11 protein-coding genes are annotated in these 15,729 nt (G+C 67.8%); 1 reads left to right on the top strand and 10 read right to left on the bottom strand.

Annotation, left to right across the window (positions count from 1 at the left end; translation table 11 throughout):
• Positions 1-108: 108 nt before the first annotated feature.
• From ACFWYS_RS07330 to ACFWYS_RS07305, 6 genes are all read right to left on the bottom strand, one after another.
• Positions 109-4,575 (bottom strand): hypothetical protein, encoded by a 4,467-nt coding sequence (locus ACFWYS_RS07330; RefSeq protein WP_384764689.1) that lies wholly within the window; start codon positions 4,573-4,575, stop codon positions 109-111.
• Between the two features lie 32 nt (positions 4,576-4,607).
• Positions 4,608-5,423 carry a hypothetical protein gene (locus ACFWYS_RS07325; RefSeq protein WP_384764592.1) on the bottom strand — a complete coding sequence of 272 codons (816 nt, stop codon included), beginning with the start codon at positions 5,421-5,423 and terminating at the stop codon, positions 4,608-4,610.
• Between the two features lie 225 nt (positions 5,424-5,648).
• Positions 5,649-5,834, bottom strand: coding sequence for a hypothetical protein (locus ACFWYS_RS07320; protein ID WP_384764591.1), 186 nt, complete (start codon positions 5,832-5,834; stop codon positions 5,649-5,651).
• Positions 5,835-5,914: 80 nt separating this feature from the next.
• The gene (locus tag ACFWYS_RS07315; RefSeq protein ID WP_384764590.1) at positions 5,915-6,178 is read right to left on the bottom strand and encodes a hypothetical protein; all 264 of its coding nucleotides are present in this window, start codon (positions 6,176-6,178) and stop codon (positions 5,915-5,917) included.
• Between the two features lie 239 nt (positions 6,179-6,417).
• The gene (locus ACFWYS_RS07310) at positions 6,418-7,434 is read right to left on the bottom strand and encodes a hypothetical protein (protein ID WP_384764588.1); all 1,017 of its coding nucleotides are present in this window, start codon (positions 7,432-7,434) and stop codon (positions 6,418-6,420) included.
• Positions 7,435-7,446: 12 nt separating this feature from the next.
• Positions 7,447-7,962, bottom strand: coding sequence for a hypothetical protein (locus ACFWYS_RS07305; RefSeq protein WP_384764586.1), 516 nt, complete (start codon positions 7,960-7,962; stop codon positions 7,447-7,449).
• Positions 7,963-8,890: 928 nt separating this feature from the next.
• Between ACFWYS_RS07305 and ACFWYS_RS07300 the strand changes: the two genes are divergently transcribed.
• Positions 8,891-10,276 (top strand): MFS transporter, encoded by a 1,386-nt coding sequence (locus ACFWYS_RS07300; protein WP_384764585.1) that lies wholly within the window; start codon positions 8,891-8,893, stop codon positions 10,274-10,276.
• A gap of 75 nt (positions 10,277-10,351) precedes the next feature.
• Here the strand turns inward: ACFWYS_RS07300 and ACFWYS_RS07295 are convergent, their stop codons facing one another.
• The 4 genes from ACFWYS_RS07295 to lnt all read right to left on the bottom strand — a co-directional run bounded on the left by ACFWYS_RS07295 (position 10,352) and on the right by lnt (position 15,441).
• Positions 10,352-12,298, bottom strand: a complete 1,947-nt coding sequence (locus ACFWYS_RS07295) for a helix-turn-helix domain-containing protein (protein ID WP_384764583.1) — start codon at positions 12,296-12,298, stop codon at positions 10,352-10,354.
• A gap of 97 nt (positions 12,299-12,395) precedes the next feature.
• Positions 12,396-13,205 carry a 3-hydroxybutyrate dehydrogenase gene (locus ACFWYS_RS07290; RefSeq protein ID WP_384764581.1) on the bottom strand — a complete coding sequence of 270 codons (810 nt, stop codon included), beginning with the start codon at positions 13,203-13,205 and terminating at the stop codon, positions 12,396-12,398.
• 54 nt (positions 13,206-13,259) lie between these two features.
• Positions 13,260-13,739 carry an NUDIX domain-containing protein gene (locus ACFWYS_RS07285; protein WP_384764579.1) on the bottom strand — a complete coding sequence of 160 codons (480 nt, stop codon included), beginning with the start codon at positions 13,737-13,739 and terminating at the stop codon, positions 13,260-13,262.
• A gap of 91 nt (positions 13,740-13,830) precedes the next feature.
• Positions 13,831-15,441 (bottom strand): apolipoprotein N-acyltransferase, encoded by a 1,611-nt coding sequence (lnt, locus tag ACFWYS_RS07280; protein WP_384764577.1) that lies wholly within the window; start codon positions 15,439-15,441, stop codon positions 13,831-13,833.
• Between the last annotated feature and the right edge of the window lie 288 nt (positions 15,442-15,729).

The following is a 15,729-nucleotide window of genomic DNA, read 5'->3' as shown; positions in this document are numbered from 1 at the left end:
CTCGGCGGTCCGGGCCCGCCCGCCGAGGGTGTGGTGGGCCTCGTACACGGTGACCGGGGCGCCCGCCCCGGCGGCGGGGGGGGGCGCCCCCCACTTCTTATTGCCCGGTTACGGTGTGGGCGCGGTGAATCCGCCCAGGTCGAGCCAGTAGTCGTCGTCCTCCATCAAGCGTTGTTCCTTGATGAAGTCGCCGAAGGGCCGCATCGACTGGGTGTTCTGCCAGTTCGACATCGAGGCCCGGCCGCAGGGCTCCTTCCAGGTCGGTGCCGGGGCATCAGGACGCAGGTGCAGCGTCATGGTGTCGTCGGCGTTGCGCCTGACATAGGTCTGCACGCATTCCTTGCCGCTGTACGTGACAGGGTTGGGGCCCGCGGAGTTTCCGGCGCTCTGGAAGGAGTTGGCGAACGCGAACTCGTCACAGCTCTTCGAGTCGGTACGTGTCGCCCCTGCCTCCAGGGTCCACATGTCACTGAACAGGCCGGTGTCCTTGTAGGTCTTCCACTGCCTGCCGCAGATGAGCTGCCGGTTGCGGTCCGACTGAATCTTGCCGGAGCCGTCGACGGACATCTTGTTGCCCAGGTAAGTGAGCGGCTTGCCGCCGTTGCGGTTGCCCCAGTCGAGGTTGGTCTTGCGCCACATCATGTCGATGTGTGCGGCGGCCCCCGGGAACTTCTTGGAGTTCATGACGTACGTCGGGTCGTAGCCGGAGAACACACAGCCGGTTCCGGCATTGGGGACCTCGTTGTCGCAGCGGATGTCCAGCTTGGACTTCTCGACTTCGAGCGGATTCGCGATCGGAGTGGTGTTGGCCAGACCGCTGAAGTACCAGTACGGGGTGATCGTGTTCTTGGCGGCGCCGCTGGGCGTCCACTTGAACCGCGTGGTGATGGTCCGCTGGATCGTGTCGCCCTTCTTGAAGATCTTCGACCCGTCCCAGGTGACGCTGGTGATGTTGCAGTACCCGCGGCACTTGGCCTGGTAGTCCAGGTCGACCGTGTTCATCACGCCGCTCATCGACTGGAGACGGATCGTGGTGACCTGGGAGAACTCATCACTCGCCGGGTCGAGGTAGATCGTGTTGTAGAAGTCGAAGGACGCGTTTCCGTCCGGTGTGTTGTTCGAGTAGTGATTCACCCAGAGCTCGTCGTGGAGACAGCTGTTGGTGCGCTTGCGGGTGATGGAAAGGGACACCGTCGAGCACGACGCGGTGCTCATGGTCGTCGCCATCGGCGCCGCCGTGGCGGTGTCGGCCGAGAACCCGCTGACATCGGGGAAGAGGCTGTCGGAGATGTCCTCGCCGGGCTCGACCGGCGCCGGGTCCGGTGCGGTCGGATCGACCGTCATGCTGCCGGTCATCTTCAGGCCGTTGTACGTGCCCGGGACGAACGCCAGCGCGTCGAAGGCGATGTCCGCGCTTCCGCTGCCGCCGTTGAAGTTGTCGAGCCGCACCTCGGGGATCTGGTCACCGAAGTCGTAGGCGCCCAGGTCCACCCACTTGTTGGACTGGTTCGCCGTCTGCGAGACGGCCACTTCCTCCTCCCCGTCAACGGTCTGGATCCGGTAGACGGCGTTGGAGGTCTGCGCTCCGTGGTCGGGGATATGCGCGAAGACCTTCGCCTGGCGTGTGGTGTTGGTCAGCGGAGCGTTCAGTTTCCACGTGCCGGTGACCTTCATCCGGTTGGCGTTGGCCGGGTAGGACTCCGGCGAGCGGGTGTGCGTGAACCAGAAGTGGTTGCCGTAGCCCGCGCCGATCTGGTGCGTGTCGATCTTCCCCGGATACGTGGTGACGGTGGTCGGGTTGTCCGTCCCGTCGTTGGTGAGATCCATCTGGGTGTCCCACGGAACGAACGTGAAGCCGAACGTGCCGCTGGACTTCACCGCCCCGCATCCGCGCTTGGTGTCGACTCCTGCGGGTGTGGTGCCGTCGGGCAGGTCGTCGACCACCAGAGCGTTGGTGGGCAGGCTGGTGGTGGAGCAGTTCGGCGGGTACGAGCCGGCATCCGCCTGCTCGCCGTAAGAGGTACTGAAGCGGTGCACGCCGTTGCCGCACTCGGCGAGCCGTTCACAGTCCTTCCACTGGTCCTTGGTGATCTTCTCGTGCCACCAGCAGTGGAGCCAGTGCGGGTTGGTGTCGCTGTCGCCCGAGTCGAGGGTGCAGGCGCCCAGGCCCGGGTCGTTGGAGTCGTTGTCGCCGATCTTGGACGGGTTGCAGTAATTGGACGCGTTGCAGAAGAGATCGACGGGAGGCTTGGCGTTGGAGCGGTCCGCATTGGTGGTCCACCACGCGGGACGGTAGCCCGCCTGGAAGTCACCAGGCGCGAACATCGCCGAGATCGGGCGGGCAGCCCAGCCGATCACCTTCTCCTGGTACGGCCAGTCCTGCGGGTGCGCGGCATGGCTGTAGTCGTCACCGGAAGGGTCGGACGCACTCTGCAGGAACGGGACGCGGTTGGCCTTCCACAGCGGGTTGGCGGGGTTGTTGGTCCAGCCGACGCCCCAGTGGCCCTGTGAGTCGGCGGTGTCGTAGAAGCCGGAGTTGTATGCCCACAGGGCGAAGAACCAGTTCTCGATCCACTTGGGGTGGCCGCCGTTGATCGTCATGCCGGCGTTGTAGGTCTGGTTCCACTTCTCCGACAGGATCCGCACACCGGCGGCGATGTTCGCCGTGTAGTCCAGGGCGACGGCTTCCTGCGCGAGGGTCGACAGGGCGGTCTCGCCGGGCTTGGTCTTGCCCGCGAGGCGCATACCGTCGGTGGCCTGGGTGATTCCGTAACCGCAGTCGGCGTCCGCCCAGTTGATCCGCCAGGGGTCGAGTTGCGCACCGTCGGCGGCGTAGTCGACACCGTAGTAGTTGCCGATCAGGGAGTTGGAGGTGACACCGGGCACGGCAAAGCGGGTGGCCTGCCACATGTTGGACTCCTGCGCGGTGATGCCGAGCATCACCTGCGCGGGAATGTGCCACTTGTCGGTGACATCGGGGTCCTCGTTGTCGAGGGTGCCGTTGGGGTCACCGGCGAGCACGGTCGGCGGGAAGAGTCCCTGAGGCTGGTAGCCACCGGCCCCGGTGTTCTTCCAGTTCCCCTCACGGTAGAAGTCCAGCTCGCCGACGACGGCCTGGTCCACAGCCCACTCGACCTGGCGCGGGGTGGGCTGGAAGGCCTGCTTCTTCGCATCGTTACGGGCCACCGCGCAGTAGCGTTCCCCGGTGCCTTCGCTCGGGTTGTCGGCCTGTGCGGTGAGAGCCTGGGTACTGACGGTCTGCGTGGACAGGCCGTCTTCGCTTTGCTTGCCTGTGTCCGGGCCGGACTCGACCGGGCCGCCGGTGGGCAGAGCGGGCGACAGGACACGCCCCTGGGCCTCCTCGCCCACGCGGTTGGCGCCGGGACGCAGATCGAGGGTCACGGACCTGCCGGACTCCAGCATGCGCAGGACAGTACGCGCGGGGCGGGGTTTGGCGGCGTCCTCCGGATTGACCAGGGTGGTCTTCCCGTCGGACCACGTGGTGGTCAGGGCTGTCCTGGCGTGACTGGAGATCGCCGCGCCTTTGGGGAGTTTGCCTGGGTTATGCACCCGCTTGGGCAATGTTCTGGACGTGGCGGCACCGGTGACGAACACCTCGCCGCGCGCCGAGCGGGTCAGGTCCCAGGCTTCGAGTTTGCCGGATACGACGGTGACGGGCTCGGTCTTCTGGCCCTTCTCGACCTTGGCACGGTCGAGGTGCTTGGCCCAGCTGGTCGGCGTCTTGGACGCCTTCTTGTCCAGCTCGCGGTCGATGAAGGTGATGCCGCCATCGGCGTCGGCGGTGATCTCGAACGGCACCGTTGTGGTGGACGCCAGTGTCTTCTCGGCCGTGCCGTTGATCCGTACCAGCTTGTTGCCGTGCGCGGCGATGATGCCCGCGTCCGTGGGGATGGCCGAGGTGACCGCGCCTGCGAGCGTGACCGGCTGGGACTCCTTGCCGGTTGCCGCGTCGACGGTGATCAGGCGGGTCTGCTGCTTCTTGTCACCGTCGTGGCTGAGCTGAGTGAACACCGCCTTCTCACCCTGACCGCAGCCGGGCGAGAAGTAGGCGAGCGACGACTGGAACGGCAGCTTGGTGACCTGGCCCGACTGAAGATCTACCACTGCGGTGAATGCGCCGCGCACCATCAGCTCGGGCTTGTTGGTGAACATACGCGGCGCGTACGAGACGGCCGCGTACTTGCCTGACCCGGTGACGCAGTGGTTGCCGATCCAGGTGTCCGAGGCGAAACCATCCTCGAACAGGCTGGCTATCGTGCGCAGTTGATAGCCGTCCTTCTCTTTGCCCGCAAGGAGGTGGAAGCCGGTGCCGTCGCCGGTCGTGGTGACGGCGGTGTCGGCGGATTCCGCATAGTCCTTGCCGAGCAGGCCGGCGCGGTCTTTCGCGGGGATCGCGGAAGGCTTCAGGGAGAGCTTCTTCTGCTCCTGTGCGGCATCATTCCAGCCCTGCGCCGCGCCCTTGGGCGGCAAAGGTTCCTCGGCCTGTGCGGGCAGGCTCAGCGGTATCGCCAGCACGGTGGCCACCGCGAGGGTGAGCGGCACGCGCAGGCGCATACGTCTCAGTCTCAACTTCATTCCTTCTCTGGTTACTTGACAGCCTTGGCGGCTGCGAGGACATCGCTCATGCGCGTCTTGACCGCGGCGAGCTGGTCCTTGTTCTCCTCGATCAGCCGCTTCTGGATTGCCGACTCCTCCTTGAACCAGACCTCGATCAGACGGGTCTGCTCCTTGCAGTCGATGTCGTCCAGCGCGAGCTCGATCGCGTCTTCGGTGGTGCCGTCGCCGTTGGCGTAGCCCCGCTCCATGGCCCTGTACGGGTCCGCGGCGGGCCGTCCCTGCTTCTTCATGCAGGCCGACCAGTCTTTGACGGCCTTCTTGACCGGCTTGCGCGACCGGGACTCGGAGAGGCTTGTCGAGGCGAGCTGTGAGACATAGCCCGCATCCGACTCGTTCAGCTTGAGCTGTCGCTTCGACCATCCGGCGCAGCCGCCCTCGTGCAGCTTCTTGCCCTGGTACTCGGCGCGGGCGGGTTCGGAGTCCGCACCGCTGAAGTACGGCCCGTCACCCTCGGCACCCTCGGGCGGAAGGAATTCGGACTTTGTACGCCCGGTCAGCACCTCGGTCTCCACACCCGAAAGCCCCTTGTCGACCGGTTCGGTGCTCCGGGTCAGTTCCTTCGGCAGCCCGTACCCGTACTTCTCCGCCCGGGTGCGGTCGGTGATGCCGTAACGGGCCTCGATCGAAATGGCGTTGCTGTACGGCGGCGGGTTCATACCGGGGCGCGGCAGGTCGACGGCGAGCCCGTACTCGGCCATGCACCGCGTCTGGAGGGCGCGCAGCGCGGTGTCTACGGTGACCTGATCCGCGTACGAGGACATATAGGCCTCAAGCGGCAGCTCCAAGCCTTTGACCAGTCCTGAAGCAGGGGTCTCCGCAGGCCAGTTGCTCCGGTCGACAGGGGTGTGGTCCTTCGCCGAGCTGGAGCCCGATCCGGACGATGAGCATGCACCTAGAGATATTGCCGCGAGCATGACAGCTGCTGCGGTGGTTGTTGGTTTGAGGACGCGCACGGGCTTTCCTTGTCTACACAAAACGCCGAGGGAGAATGCTGTCGTTGTTTCAGCTGGTCAGCGGGCGTCGAGGATGGCCCGGGTGATGTCACCCGGGCTTGCAACGCCCCGACCGTCGTCCGTTGGCCAGGCGGAGAGGGCGAGGTCTCCGCTGAATGCGGTGAACCATGCGTGATCTGCCCGTCCCGTGCCCTGCTCCGCGATGCCGGCCATGGAGCCGAATGTTCCGCTGATGCCGTTCATGGTTTGAGCACCGGTGCCGTGGGATGCGTTGCGGTGCATCGTGTCGCGCAGCTGTTGGGCGATCGGACCGGAGGAGCTTTTTAGTTTCGGTCGACGATGGGAGTGAACTCGTCGACGTAAATCTTCGGGACCTGCGGAACCGGACCCATGTCTTCCGAGCCGATCACCGCAGCATCCCGGCCGGTTTTGCCCGGAGGGACATCTTGAAGCCAGAACCGGTTGTGCGCGGTCCAGCCCTCACCGTCAGCGATGCTGATCTGGACCGAATACGTGGTATCCCGTTCGTAGGTATTGGCTACCTCGATCTCGGTACGCACGCCGCTGCTTTCCGGTGTGGCACGCACGATCAGGTCTCCGTACTCCAGGACACGCGTACGGCCTTCGGAGTGCACCGAAGGAACAGGTGATGGACGCACTTGCGGACTGCTCTGCTCAGCGCTCGGAGTCGCCGTCCGCTGCGACGGCCGCTGCGACGCAGGGGCCCTGTCGGCGGAGCCGCCCGTACACCCGGCGGCCAGCACACCCGCCGCCATCAGACACAGCGCCCGGACCCTCCACCGTCCGGGCACTCCGGCACCAGCCTTCACTGGGCCGTAGCCGCCATCTGCTGGCGCGCGGCAGTGACTTCCTTGCCGTGCTGCTCCTTGATGCCGGTCAACTGGCTCTTATTGTCGGCGATCTGCTTGTCCTGGATCGCCGACTCCACACCGAACCAGATCTTCACCAGATCTGTCTGCTTCTTGCAGTCGATGTCGTCGAGGGCCAGAGCGATGGACTCCTGCGACGGCTTCCCGTCGTTGGTGACACCCTGGTCCATCGCCTTGTACGGATCGGCAAGTCCCGTGTGTCCCTTGCCGTCCATGCACGATGACCACTCGGCGATGGCCTTGATGACCTTGTCGTCCTTCATCGACTGCACCAGGCTGTCCCCGGCGAGCTGCGCCACGAAGGTCGGGTCGGCTTCCCTCACGCCGAGCTGATCCTTGGACCAGCCGATGCAGCCGCCCGTCTTCAACTTCTTGCCGTTGTACTCGGCCCGAGCGGGCTTCGTGTTCTGGCCGGGGGCGGCGAGCGGCTCTCCCGCCTTGACTTCCTCGGGGGACTTGGGCAGCTCGGGCTTGGCGTGGCCGGTCAGGACCTCGACCTCGACACCGGACAGATCACGCATGGTCTGCTTGGTGTGCTCCTGCAGTGCCGGGGGGAGCTCGTAACCGTACTTCTCGGTCTCGGCCCGGTCGGTGATGCCATAACGGCGTTCGATGTTGGCGTCGTTGTCGCTGGGAGGCGGGTTGGCGCCCGCCCGCGGCAGCGTCAGGTCGATGCCGTAGTCCTTCATGCAGGACTGCTGAAGATCGTTGGCGGCCTGCTCGACGGTGACCTGGTCCTCGTAGGAGGCCATGTATGCCTCCAGTGGAAGGGTCAGATCCTTCGTCAGGCCACTGGTGGGTATCTTCTCTGGCCAGTTTTCCTTGTTCACGATCGGTCTGCCGTCAGCCGCGTTCTTCGTGGTATCCGGAGTCGCGCCGGAGGAGCATGCGCTGACCAGGAGAGCCGAAGCGGTCAGGGCTACGGCGGTGGCGGTCCGCTTGATGTGCTTCACGGGAGTTCCTTCTTAAGCGAAGTGGGAGGAGGCGTTGTTGTTCTTCAGGGCGGAGATCAGGTTGGTGATGTTGCAGTCTCCGTACGGGCCGTTCTTGGCGAAGTACTGAGAGGTGCCGCCATAGCCGGAGTTGTAGTACACGCGGTAGTTGTCGTCTCGGGCGCAGTTCTGCACGGACGCCGCATTGTTCTTCATGTACTGGCCGTTGCCATAGCCGCCGTTGCCGAAGACGTACCGGTAGGTCGTCAGAGTCGATCCCTGGTACTGGCTCGTGCCCCAGTGGTCGTACACGTTGCCGTAGAACAATGTGAACGCCGACTTGTAGTAGCCATCCTGGATGGCAATGTCCTTCGAGTTGTAGAACAGCCACAGATCACCGTACGAGCAGGTGATCCACGGAACGTCACAGTTGTCGGAGACCGTGTACTCCGCCGCGCGCGCCGGACCGGCGGTCGCTATCACAGCCGCCACGGCCGCGAAGGACGTAGCGCAGGCGGCCATCTTCTTCCCGATGCGGAAGCCCCTCATCACATCTCCATCGATAGATCATTTGTACGAGGGAGATCTTCACGCCCGGTTGACGTCATGACCATGAAAGTTGCCTGATCGTGACCTGCCTGGGCTCGGCTCGGGTGATCACGGCAACTGCCTTACGTTGAGCGTGGTTTGACGATCTTTCGGAGGGTTCGCCGTTTCGGTGGTCACTGTCGAGGCGCACAACCTCACGTGGCCAGTTACGGACAAGCTCATGCGTCCACCCTGGTGAGTGGGCCGGGGCCGCCCGACTGCTGGTTGTGCGCGTTGGGGTCCGCCCTCAAGAGCGCCCGTCGGGCGTCGCAGATGCGATGGCCATCGGCGAGTTCACTTGCATGGTGCGCCCTCGCGCCGCACCGCTGATCGTCTCCTTCAGCCCCACCAACAACCGGTCATTGTGATCAACGGGCTCGTAGACATCGTCCAGGTCCGCGAGCAGGCCCCCCGGCCTCGTCCATCACCAGCACGGCTAGGTCATCGGCGAGTTCGCCGGCACTCCAGGCGGCGAGGCGGTCACGGGCCAGACCGACTCTCATCGACCGGCTTTGGCTTCGTTCGAGCCGCCTGCCGCAGCGCAGCTCTGGGCCCTATCCGCCCCTGATGCCCGAGTTCTACGGAGCGTAGTCAGCACCAAGTCAGCACGGGAGGACAAACACGGGTGATGACGTGGGAATTTGGTCAGCATCAAACCACCACGGGAGTCGGCATGCCACCGTCAAATCACCTCCGACTACGCCTCCCGGACAGCACTCGTTTCATGCCTCTCCAGGACTCTCAGCCGCCCCTCCACGAGCGGGCATGGTGGTCTCACGCATAGCCACGCCTCAAACTATGTAGCCCCACCACATGTGCCCCTGACCTGCACGTTCCTACGGTGTGCGAACACGTACCCGTCCCCACCGCACACGAGGAAGTGGCGCACATGGCCTCCGGAACCACCGCTCCCCCACCACCCGCGAACCTCAAGCGCATCGTCGCCGCCAGCCTCATCGGCACCACCATCGAGTGGTACGACTTCTTCCTCTACGGCTCCGCCGCCGCCCTCGTCTTCAACAAGCTGTTCTTCCCGGACTCCGACCCGCTCGTCGGCACGCTGCTCTCCTTCCTGACGTACGCCGTCGGATTCGCCGCCCGGCCGCTGGGCGCGCTGGTCTTCGGGCACTACGGCGACCGGCTCGGCCGTAAGAAGTTGCTGGTGCTGAGTCTGCTGCTGATGGGTGGGGCTACCTTCGCGATCGGGCTGTTGCCGACGCACGCGACCGTCGGGTCCGCCGCGCCCGTGCTGCTGACCGTGCTGCGGCTGGTGCAGGGCTTCGCGCTCGGGGGTGAGTGGGGTGGGGCCGTGCTGCTCGTGTCCGAGCACGGGGACGCGCGGCGGCGCGGCTTCTGGGCCTCGTGGCCGCAGACCGGCGCGCCCGCGGGGCAGTTGCTGGCGACCGGCGTGCTGTCCCTGTTGACGGCCGTGCTGTCGGACGCCGCTTTCGTCAGCTGGGGTTGGCGGATCCCGTTCCTGCTGTCCGGCGTGCTGGTGATCGTCGGCTTGTGGATTCGTCTGTCTGTCGATGAATCCCCTGTCTTTCAGCAGGCGTTGGCGGAGGCCGAGGCCCGCAGGGCGGCGCACAAGGCCGATGCCGAACGGCCTCCGCTGGTCTCCGTGCTGCGCCACCACTGGCGGGACATCCTGGTGGCGATGGGCGCGCGCATGGCCGAGAACATCAGCTACTACGTCATCACCGCGTTCATCCTCGTCTACGCCACCACCTCGGCCGGCGTCTCCAAGCAGACCGCCCTCAACGCCGTACTCATCGCCTCCGCCGTGCACTTCGCCGTCATCCCGGCGTGGGGCGCGCTGTCCGATCGCATCGGTCGGCGTCCCGTCTATCTGCTCGGCGCGGTCGGCGTGGGACTGTGGATGTTCCCGTTCTTCTCGCTCATCGACACCGGCGGCTTCGGCAACCTGCTTCTCGCCGTGACCGTGGGTCTGGTGCTGCACGGCGCCATGTACGCGCCCCAGGCCGCCTTCTTCTCCGAGATGTTCGCGACCCGGATGCGCTACTCCGGTGCCTCGATCGGCGCCCAGTTCGCCTCGGTGGCCGCGGGCGCTCCCGCACCGCTGATCGCCACCGCGCTGCTGTCCGACTACGGCAGCTCCACCCCTATCGCCCTGTACGTCATCGCCGCAGCCCTCGTGACGGTGATCGCGGTGGGCGCCGCCAAGGAGACCCGCCACCGGGATCTGGCCGACATCGAGCCGATCGCCGACGCGGAGCCCGGCACGTCTCGGACAGCGGACGCGCGCACGGTTTGACCCCCGCCCCGACGCCCCGAGCCTCTGCTTTCGGCTCCTCTCCGACCGGCCCCCGTACGCCCGTGCGTGCGGGGGTCAGCGCTGTGTGGGTGCCGACAACCGGTGCAGCCGCAGGGCCAGTTGGATCTCCAGGGCGCGGGCGGGGCTCTGCCAGTCGTCGCCGAGGAGGTGGCCGACGCGCTCCAGGCGCTGGGCGACCGTGTTCACATGGACGTGCAGTTCGTCCTTGGTGCGGGCCGGGCTCATCCCGCAGGCGAAGTAGGCGTCGAGGGTGCGCAGCAGGTCGGTGCCGCGCCGTTCGTCGTAGGCGACGACCTGGCCGATCGTACGGCCGACGAAGCCGGCGATGTCCCGGTCCCCGGCGAGCAGCAGTCCCAGGAACCCGAAGTCCTCGGCTGCGGCGCCGTCTCCGGAGCGGCCGAGCAGCCTTAGGGCGTCCAGGCAGCGCCGGCCCTCCTCGTAGGCGGCGGCCACGGCGTCGGGGTGGGCGGCCAGGTTCTCGACCGGGGCGGAGGCGCCCACGGTGACCGCCTCGTGGACGGCCGTGCCGAGATGCCGGGCGGTGCGGCGGGCGAGGGCGGCTGCCGTGTCCGGGGCTTCGAGGGGCAGGAGCAGCACCGTGCCGCCCTCGCGGGCGGCGGCCAGGCCGTGCCGGGTCGCGGCGAGGTGGGACGCGGCGGACCACAGGCGTCTGCGGGCGGCCGCCTCCTGGTCGGCGTCGGCCGCGGTGGCTTCGAGGCGGGCGGCGAGGACGACATGGGTGGCGTCGAGGTCGGCGTCCAGCCGCGAGGCCCGCTCGCGCAGCAGACGTGGGTCGCGGTCGCGGGCGTCGAGCAGGTCGTCCAACAGCTCGCCCCGGACGCGCTGTTCGGCCTCGGCGGCGGAGCGGCGGGCGAGGAGCAGGAGGGAGGTGACCATCGCGGCCCGCTCCAGCGTGCGCTGGTCGACGGGGTCGAGGCCGGGGTGACCGCGCAGCACCAGCGCGCCGAGCAGTTCGCCGCCCGCGGCCACCGCGGCGATCCAGTCGTCCGCGTGCCGTACTGCGTGGCCCTCTGCGCGTGAGGCCTCCAGTGCGCCGGCCGGTGCGATGGCGGCGTCCGCGAACTCGACCGTGCCGTCGAGGACTTCGGAGACCGCGGCGGCCACGTCGTGCACCCCGCCGCCGCGCAGCACGAGCTCGGCGAGCCGGTCGTGCACGTCCGAGGCTCGTTCGATGACTCCGCTGCGGTCCTGGATGATCTCGTTGGCCCGCTCCAGGTCGGCCAGGGCGGAGCGGGTCTCGGTGAGCAGATTCGCCGTGTCGATGGCGGCAGCGGCGAGAGCTGCGAAGGAGCCGAGCAGCGCGATCTGTTCCCGCTCGAAGACCCGGGCCCGCCGGTCCGCGGCGAAGAGGACCCCGATCACATGGTGTCCCAGCATCAGGGGCACCCCGAGGATGGCGACCAGCCCCTCGTCCCGCACGCCCGAGTCGATGGCGAGCGTGTGCTGGAAGCGGTCGTCCTGGAAGTAGTCGTCGGTGACATAGGGGCGGGCGGTCTGCGCGACGAGCCCGCCGAGGCCCTCCCCCATGCCGAGCCGCAGCTGCTGGAACCGGGCGGCGACCGAGCCCTCGGTCACCCGCATATAGGTGTCGCCCCGGGCCGGGTCGTTCAGGCTGAGATAGGCGACGTCCGTGCCGAGCAGCGACCGGGCGCGCTGCACGATCGCCTGCAGTACGGAGTCCAGGTCCCGCAGACCGGCCAGGTCGTGGGCCGTTTCGAAGAGGGCCGACAGCTCGGCCTCCCGCCTGCGCCGCCCTTCCAGCTCGGAGCGCACCCGCAGCGCGAGCAGCTTGGCCTGTTCAAGGGCGACGATCTGCTCGGTCGCTCTGCCCTCGGCGCGCGCGAGCAGCACCGGCTGCTCGTAGGCGTCGGCGGACGCGCCCCTGGCCAGCAGTTCGAGGAACGGAGCCTCGGCGCTGCTCGGGGGCGCTCCGGCTGCGGCGGCGGAACGCTCAGCTGGTTGCACGTGATCGCGGGACATGCCCACAGGATTGCTCATCGCACCGCCACCCCGTCAGCCCTGTGGATAACTCGGACGTCGGCCGGATATTCGATCAAACGCGCATGTCGCGGGCACGTCAGTGAGCGGTCCAGCCGCCGTCGAGAACCAGCGACGTCCCCGTCACGAAGGACGCCTGCGGGCCGCACAGGTACGCCACCGCCTCCGCGACCTCCTCGGGTTCGATGAGCCGTTTGACCGCGCTGTCCTGAAGCAGCACCTCGGACAGCACCCGGTCCTCGGGGATGCCGTGCGCCCGGGCCTGGTCGGCGATCTGCTTCTCGACCAGTGGGGTGCGCACATAGGCGGGGTTCACACAGTTCGAGGTGACTCCATGGGGTGCGCCCTCCAGGGCTGCGGTCTTGGAGAGTCCCTCCAGACCATGTTTGGCGGCCACATAGGCCGACTTGAAGGCAGAGGCGCGCAGCCCATGTACGGAGGACACATTGACGATCCGGCCCCAGCCCTGCCCATACATATGGGGCAGGGCACCACGGATGAGCCGGAACGGCGCCTCCAGCATCACGGTGAGCACCGTGTGGAAGACATCGGGCGGGAAGTCCTCGATGGGGCGCACCAGTTGCAGCCCGGCGTTGTTGACCAGGACGTCCGTGCCGGCGGCGGCGAGTTCGGCGGCTTCCAGATCGGTGAGGTCGAGGACATGCGGCTCGACCGTGCCCGCCAGTGTCCGCGCGCCCTCGGCGAGCGCCTCCAGGCCCGCGCCGTCCCGGTCGACCGCTCTCACCTTGGCCCCCGCGGCGGCGAGCCGCAGCGCACACGCGCGGCCGATGCCACCGGCGGCGCCGGTGACAAGGGCGGTGCGGCCACCGAGGTCGAGCGAGGAGGGCCGGCGGGAGTCGTGGGCCGGGAGAGCGCTGGGCGGGGTCATGGCTCGACCCTAGGCAGCACCCTCACCAGCCCACATATGGTCACGGCCCACAGTTCAGTGCGAACTCATGGGCTCGAACCACGTGGGTTCATCAGCCAGCGCCTGCTTGATCCGGAACAGCTGGCGCTCGTCCATCACGGGCAGTGCGTCCACCTCGAACCAGCCCACCTGCAGGGACTCGTCGTCGTTCACACGTGCCTCGCCGCCGACTGCCCGGCAGCGGAAGGTGACGTCCATGAACTGGCACATGTCGCCGTTGGGGTAGGTGACCTCACGCCCCGACCTGACCAGGACGATCCGCTCGGCGACACAGCGGACGCCCGTCTCCTCGTACACCTCCCGCACGGCGGCGTCCGCCGGCTGCTCGCCCGGGTCGGGGATGCCGTTGATCACCGTCCACTTGTGGTTGTCGGCGCGCTGCCCCAGCAGGACCCGTCCCTCGTCGTCGAAGACGACGGCACTGACCCCGGGGAGCCACAGCAGTTGGTGACCGGCGGAAGCCCGGATCGTACGAATGAAGTCAGGAGTAGCCATGGCCCGACCCTAAGGGGACGGGACCCGCGCACCCGGCGACTCCCGGGGGCGTGCGACGGGCGCGTGCGGCTCCGCGTCGTCCACAGGTCGGCTACACGTCGTCGGCGCGGCGTGCCCGCAGCCCGGCGCCGATCGCCCAGCCGAGACCGCCCGCGGCGACCAGCAGCAGGGCGATCTCCGGCAGGATGCCGAGCTTCGTGGCGGGCGTCTCGGAGGAGCGCAGCGGCACCTTCTGGACCAGCGAGTCGGCCACGAACATGCCCGTCTTCTGCGTGATCTTCCCGTCCGGCATGATGATGGCGCTCACGCCGCTGGTCACCGGGACGGTGACGGTCCGGCTGTGCTCCACGGCGCGGACCCGGGACATGGCGAGCTGCTGGTAGGTCATCTCGCTGCGGTCGAACGTGGCGTTGTTGCTCGGCACGGAGATCATCTGCGCGCCGTCGACGACCTCGGAGCGCACGGCCCAGTCGAAGGCGGCCTCGTAGCAGGTGACGAGGCCGACCTTGGCGCCGTCCATGGTGAACACGCCCGGCTCGCTGCCGCGGCTGAAGTCCTTGCGGACCATGGAGGTCCAGTTCTCGTTGATCGCCCCGACGACCGAGCGCAGCGGCAGGTACTCACCGAATGGCTGGATCTGCCGCTTGTCGTAGGTGTCGACGGGCCCCTTGGCCGGGTCCCACAGGATCTGTTCGTTGAGCAGCTTGCCGTCCCGCTCGACGACGCCACCGACCGATATGGGCGCGCCGATCGCCTTGGCGGCCGCGTCGATGACGGCGCGGGCGTCGGCGTTGGCGAAGGGGTCGATGTCGGAGGAGTTCTCGGGCCACAGCACGAAGTCGGGCCGCTCGACCTTGCCCGCCTTGACCTCGGCGGCCAGGCGCTCGGTCTCGCGCGCGTGGTAGTCCAGTACGGCCCGCCGCTGGGCGTTGAAGTCCAGTCCCGCGCGCGGCACGTTGCCCTGGATGACCGCGACGGTGGCGGTGCCGTTCTCGGCCTTGTCGCTGACCAGCGGCCGTGCGGCCACGGCGCCCACGACCGGTACGGCCACACTCAGCAGGGCCACGGCCGCGGCGGACCGCTGTACGGCCCGGGTGCGCCGCCGCTCCACGACCAGGCGTACGGCCTCGTAGAGCCCGAAGCCGCACAGGACGACCGCGAAGCCGAGGACCGGTGTGCCGCCCACCGCGGCGAGCGGCAGGAAGACGCCGTCGGCCTGGCCGAACGCGATCTTGCCCCAGGGGAAGCCGTTGAACGGCGCACGCGCGCGTGCCGCCTCTCCGGCGATCCACAGCGCCGCCGCCCACACCGGCCAGCCCGGCAGCTTCGACACCGCGGTGACTCCCGCGCCGACCAGCGCGACAAAGACCGCCTCGATCAGGACCAGGGCGATCCAGGGGCCGGGCCCGACCTCCACTCCGGTCCACACCAGCAGCGGCAGCAGGAAGCCGAGGCCGAAGAGATAGCCGAGGCCGAGGCCCGCCTTCCAGCTGCGGCCACGCAGCACCCAGCCGAAGACGGCGAAGGCCGACAGGGCCAGCCACCACAGGGTGCGCGGCGGGAAACTGACGTAGAGCAGCACTCCGGAGAGCGCCGCGGCGAGGGCCGGAACCAGGCGCACGAGCCGTGCCGCGCGCGAGGCGGGCGCGGTCTGCGACTGCAGCTGGTCCGACTCGCCCACGGAAGTTGCGGTGACGGTCACTCCGGGAGTGTACGGCGGTTGACCTCGGCACCGACAGCGCGGTCCGGCCCCAGCGACCTTGGTTTAGGCGCCCCGGCCACGGCAGCGGGCCCGCGTCGACGCACGCGTCCTCACCCCGGCCGAGCTCGGACGAGGGGGCCGCCGCCTGCCCACTCACCCGATGCATCGTTCCTGCACGAGACGTCCACAAATCGGCCATCAGCAGTTACGGTATGCCGGAGTCTCGGTCGTACCTGCCGGTCAGGTGCGGGCGGCCGGGATCCGCAACAGGTCGGGGGACCGGGTTCG

It is taken from the genome of Streptomyces sp. NPDC059010, assembly GCF_042740355.1.
In the GTDB taxonomy this organism is placed as follows: Bacteria; Actinomycetota; Actinomycetes; order Streptomycetales; family Streptomycetaceae; genus Streptomyces.
The sequence above is the reverse complement of the archived record's forward strand: the minus strand, read 5'-3'. Positions and strand labels throughout refer to the sequence as shown.

Coding starts and splice junctions, on each gene's coding strand:
- ACFWYS_RS07330 (WP_384764689.1), bottom strand. CDS start 4,575: ATGCGCCTGCGCGTGCCGCTCACCCTCGCGGTGGCCACCGTGCTGGCG.
- ACFWYS_RS07320 (WP_384764591.1), bottom strand. CDS start 5,834: ATGAACGGCATCAGCGGAACATTCGGCTCCATGGCCGGCATCGCGGAG.
- ACFWYS_RS07305 (WP_384764586.1), bottom strand. CDS start 7,962: ATGAGGGGCTTCCGCATCGGGAAGAAGATGGCCGCCTGCGCTACGTCC.
- ACFWYS_RS07300 (WP_384764585.1), top strand. CDS start 8,891: ATGGCCTCCGGAACCACCGCTCCCCCACCACCCGCGAACCTCAAGCGC.
- ACFWYS_RS07295 (WP_384764583.1), bottom strand. CDS start 12,298: ATGTCCCGCGATCACGTGCAACCAGCTGAGCGTTCCGCCGCCGCAGCC.
- ACFWYS_RS07290 (WP_384764581.1), bottom strand. CDS start 13,205: ATGACCCCGCCCAGCGCTCTCCCGGCCCACGACTCCCGCCGGCCCTCC.
- ACFWYS_RS07285 (WP_384764579.1), bottom strand. CDS start 13,739: ATGGCTACTCCTGACTTCATTCGTACGATCCGGGCTTCCGCCGGTCAC.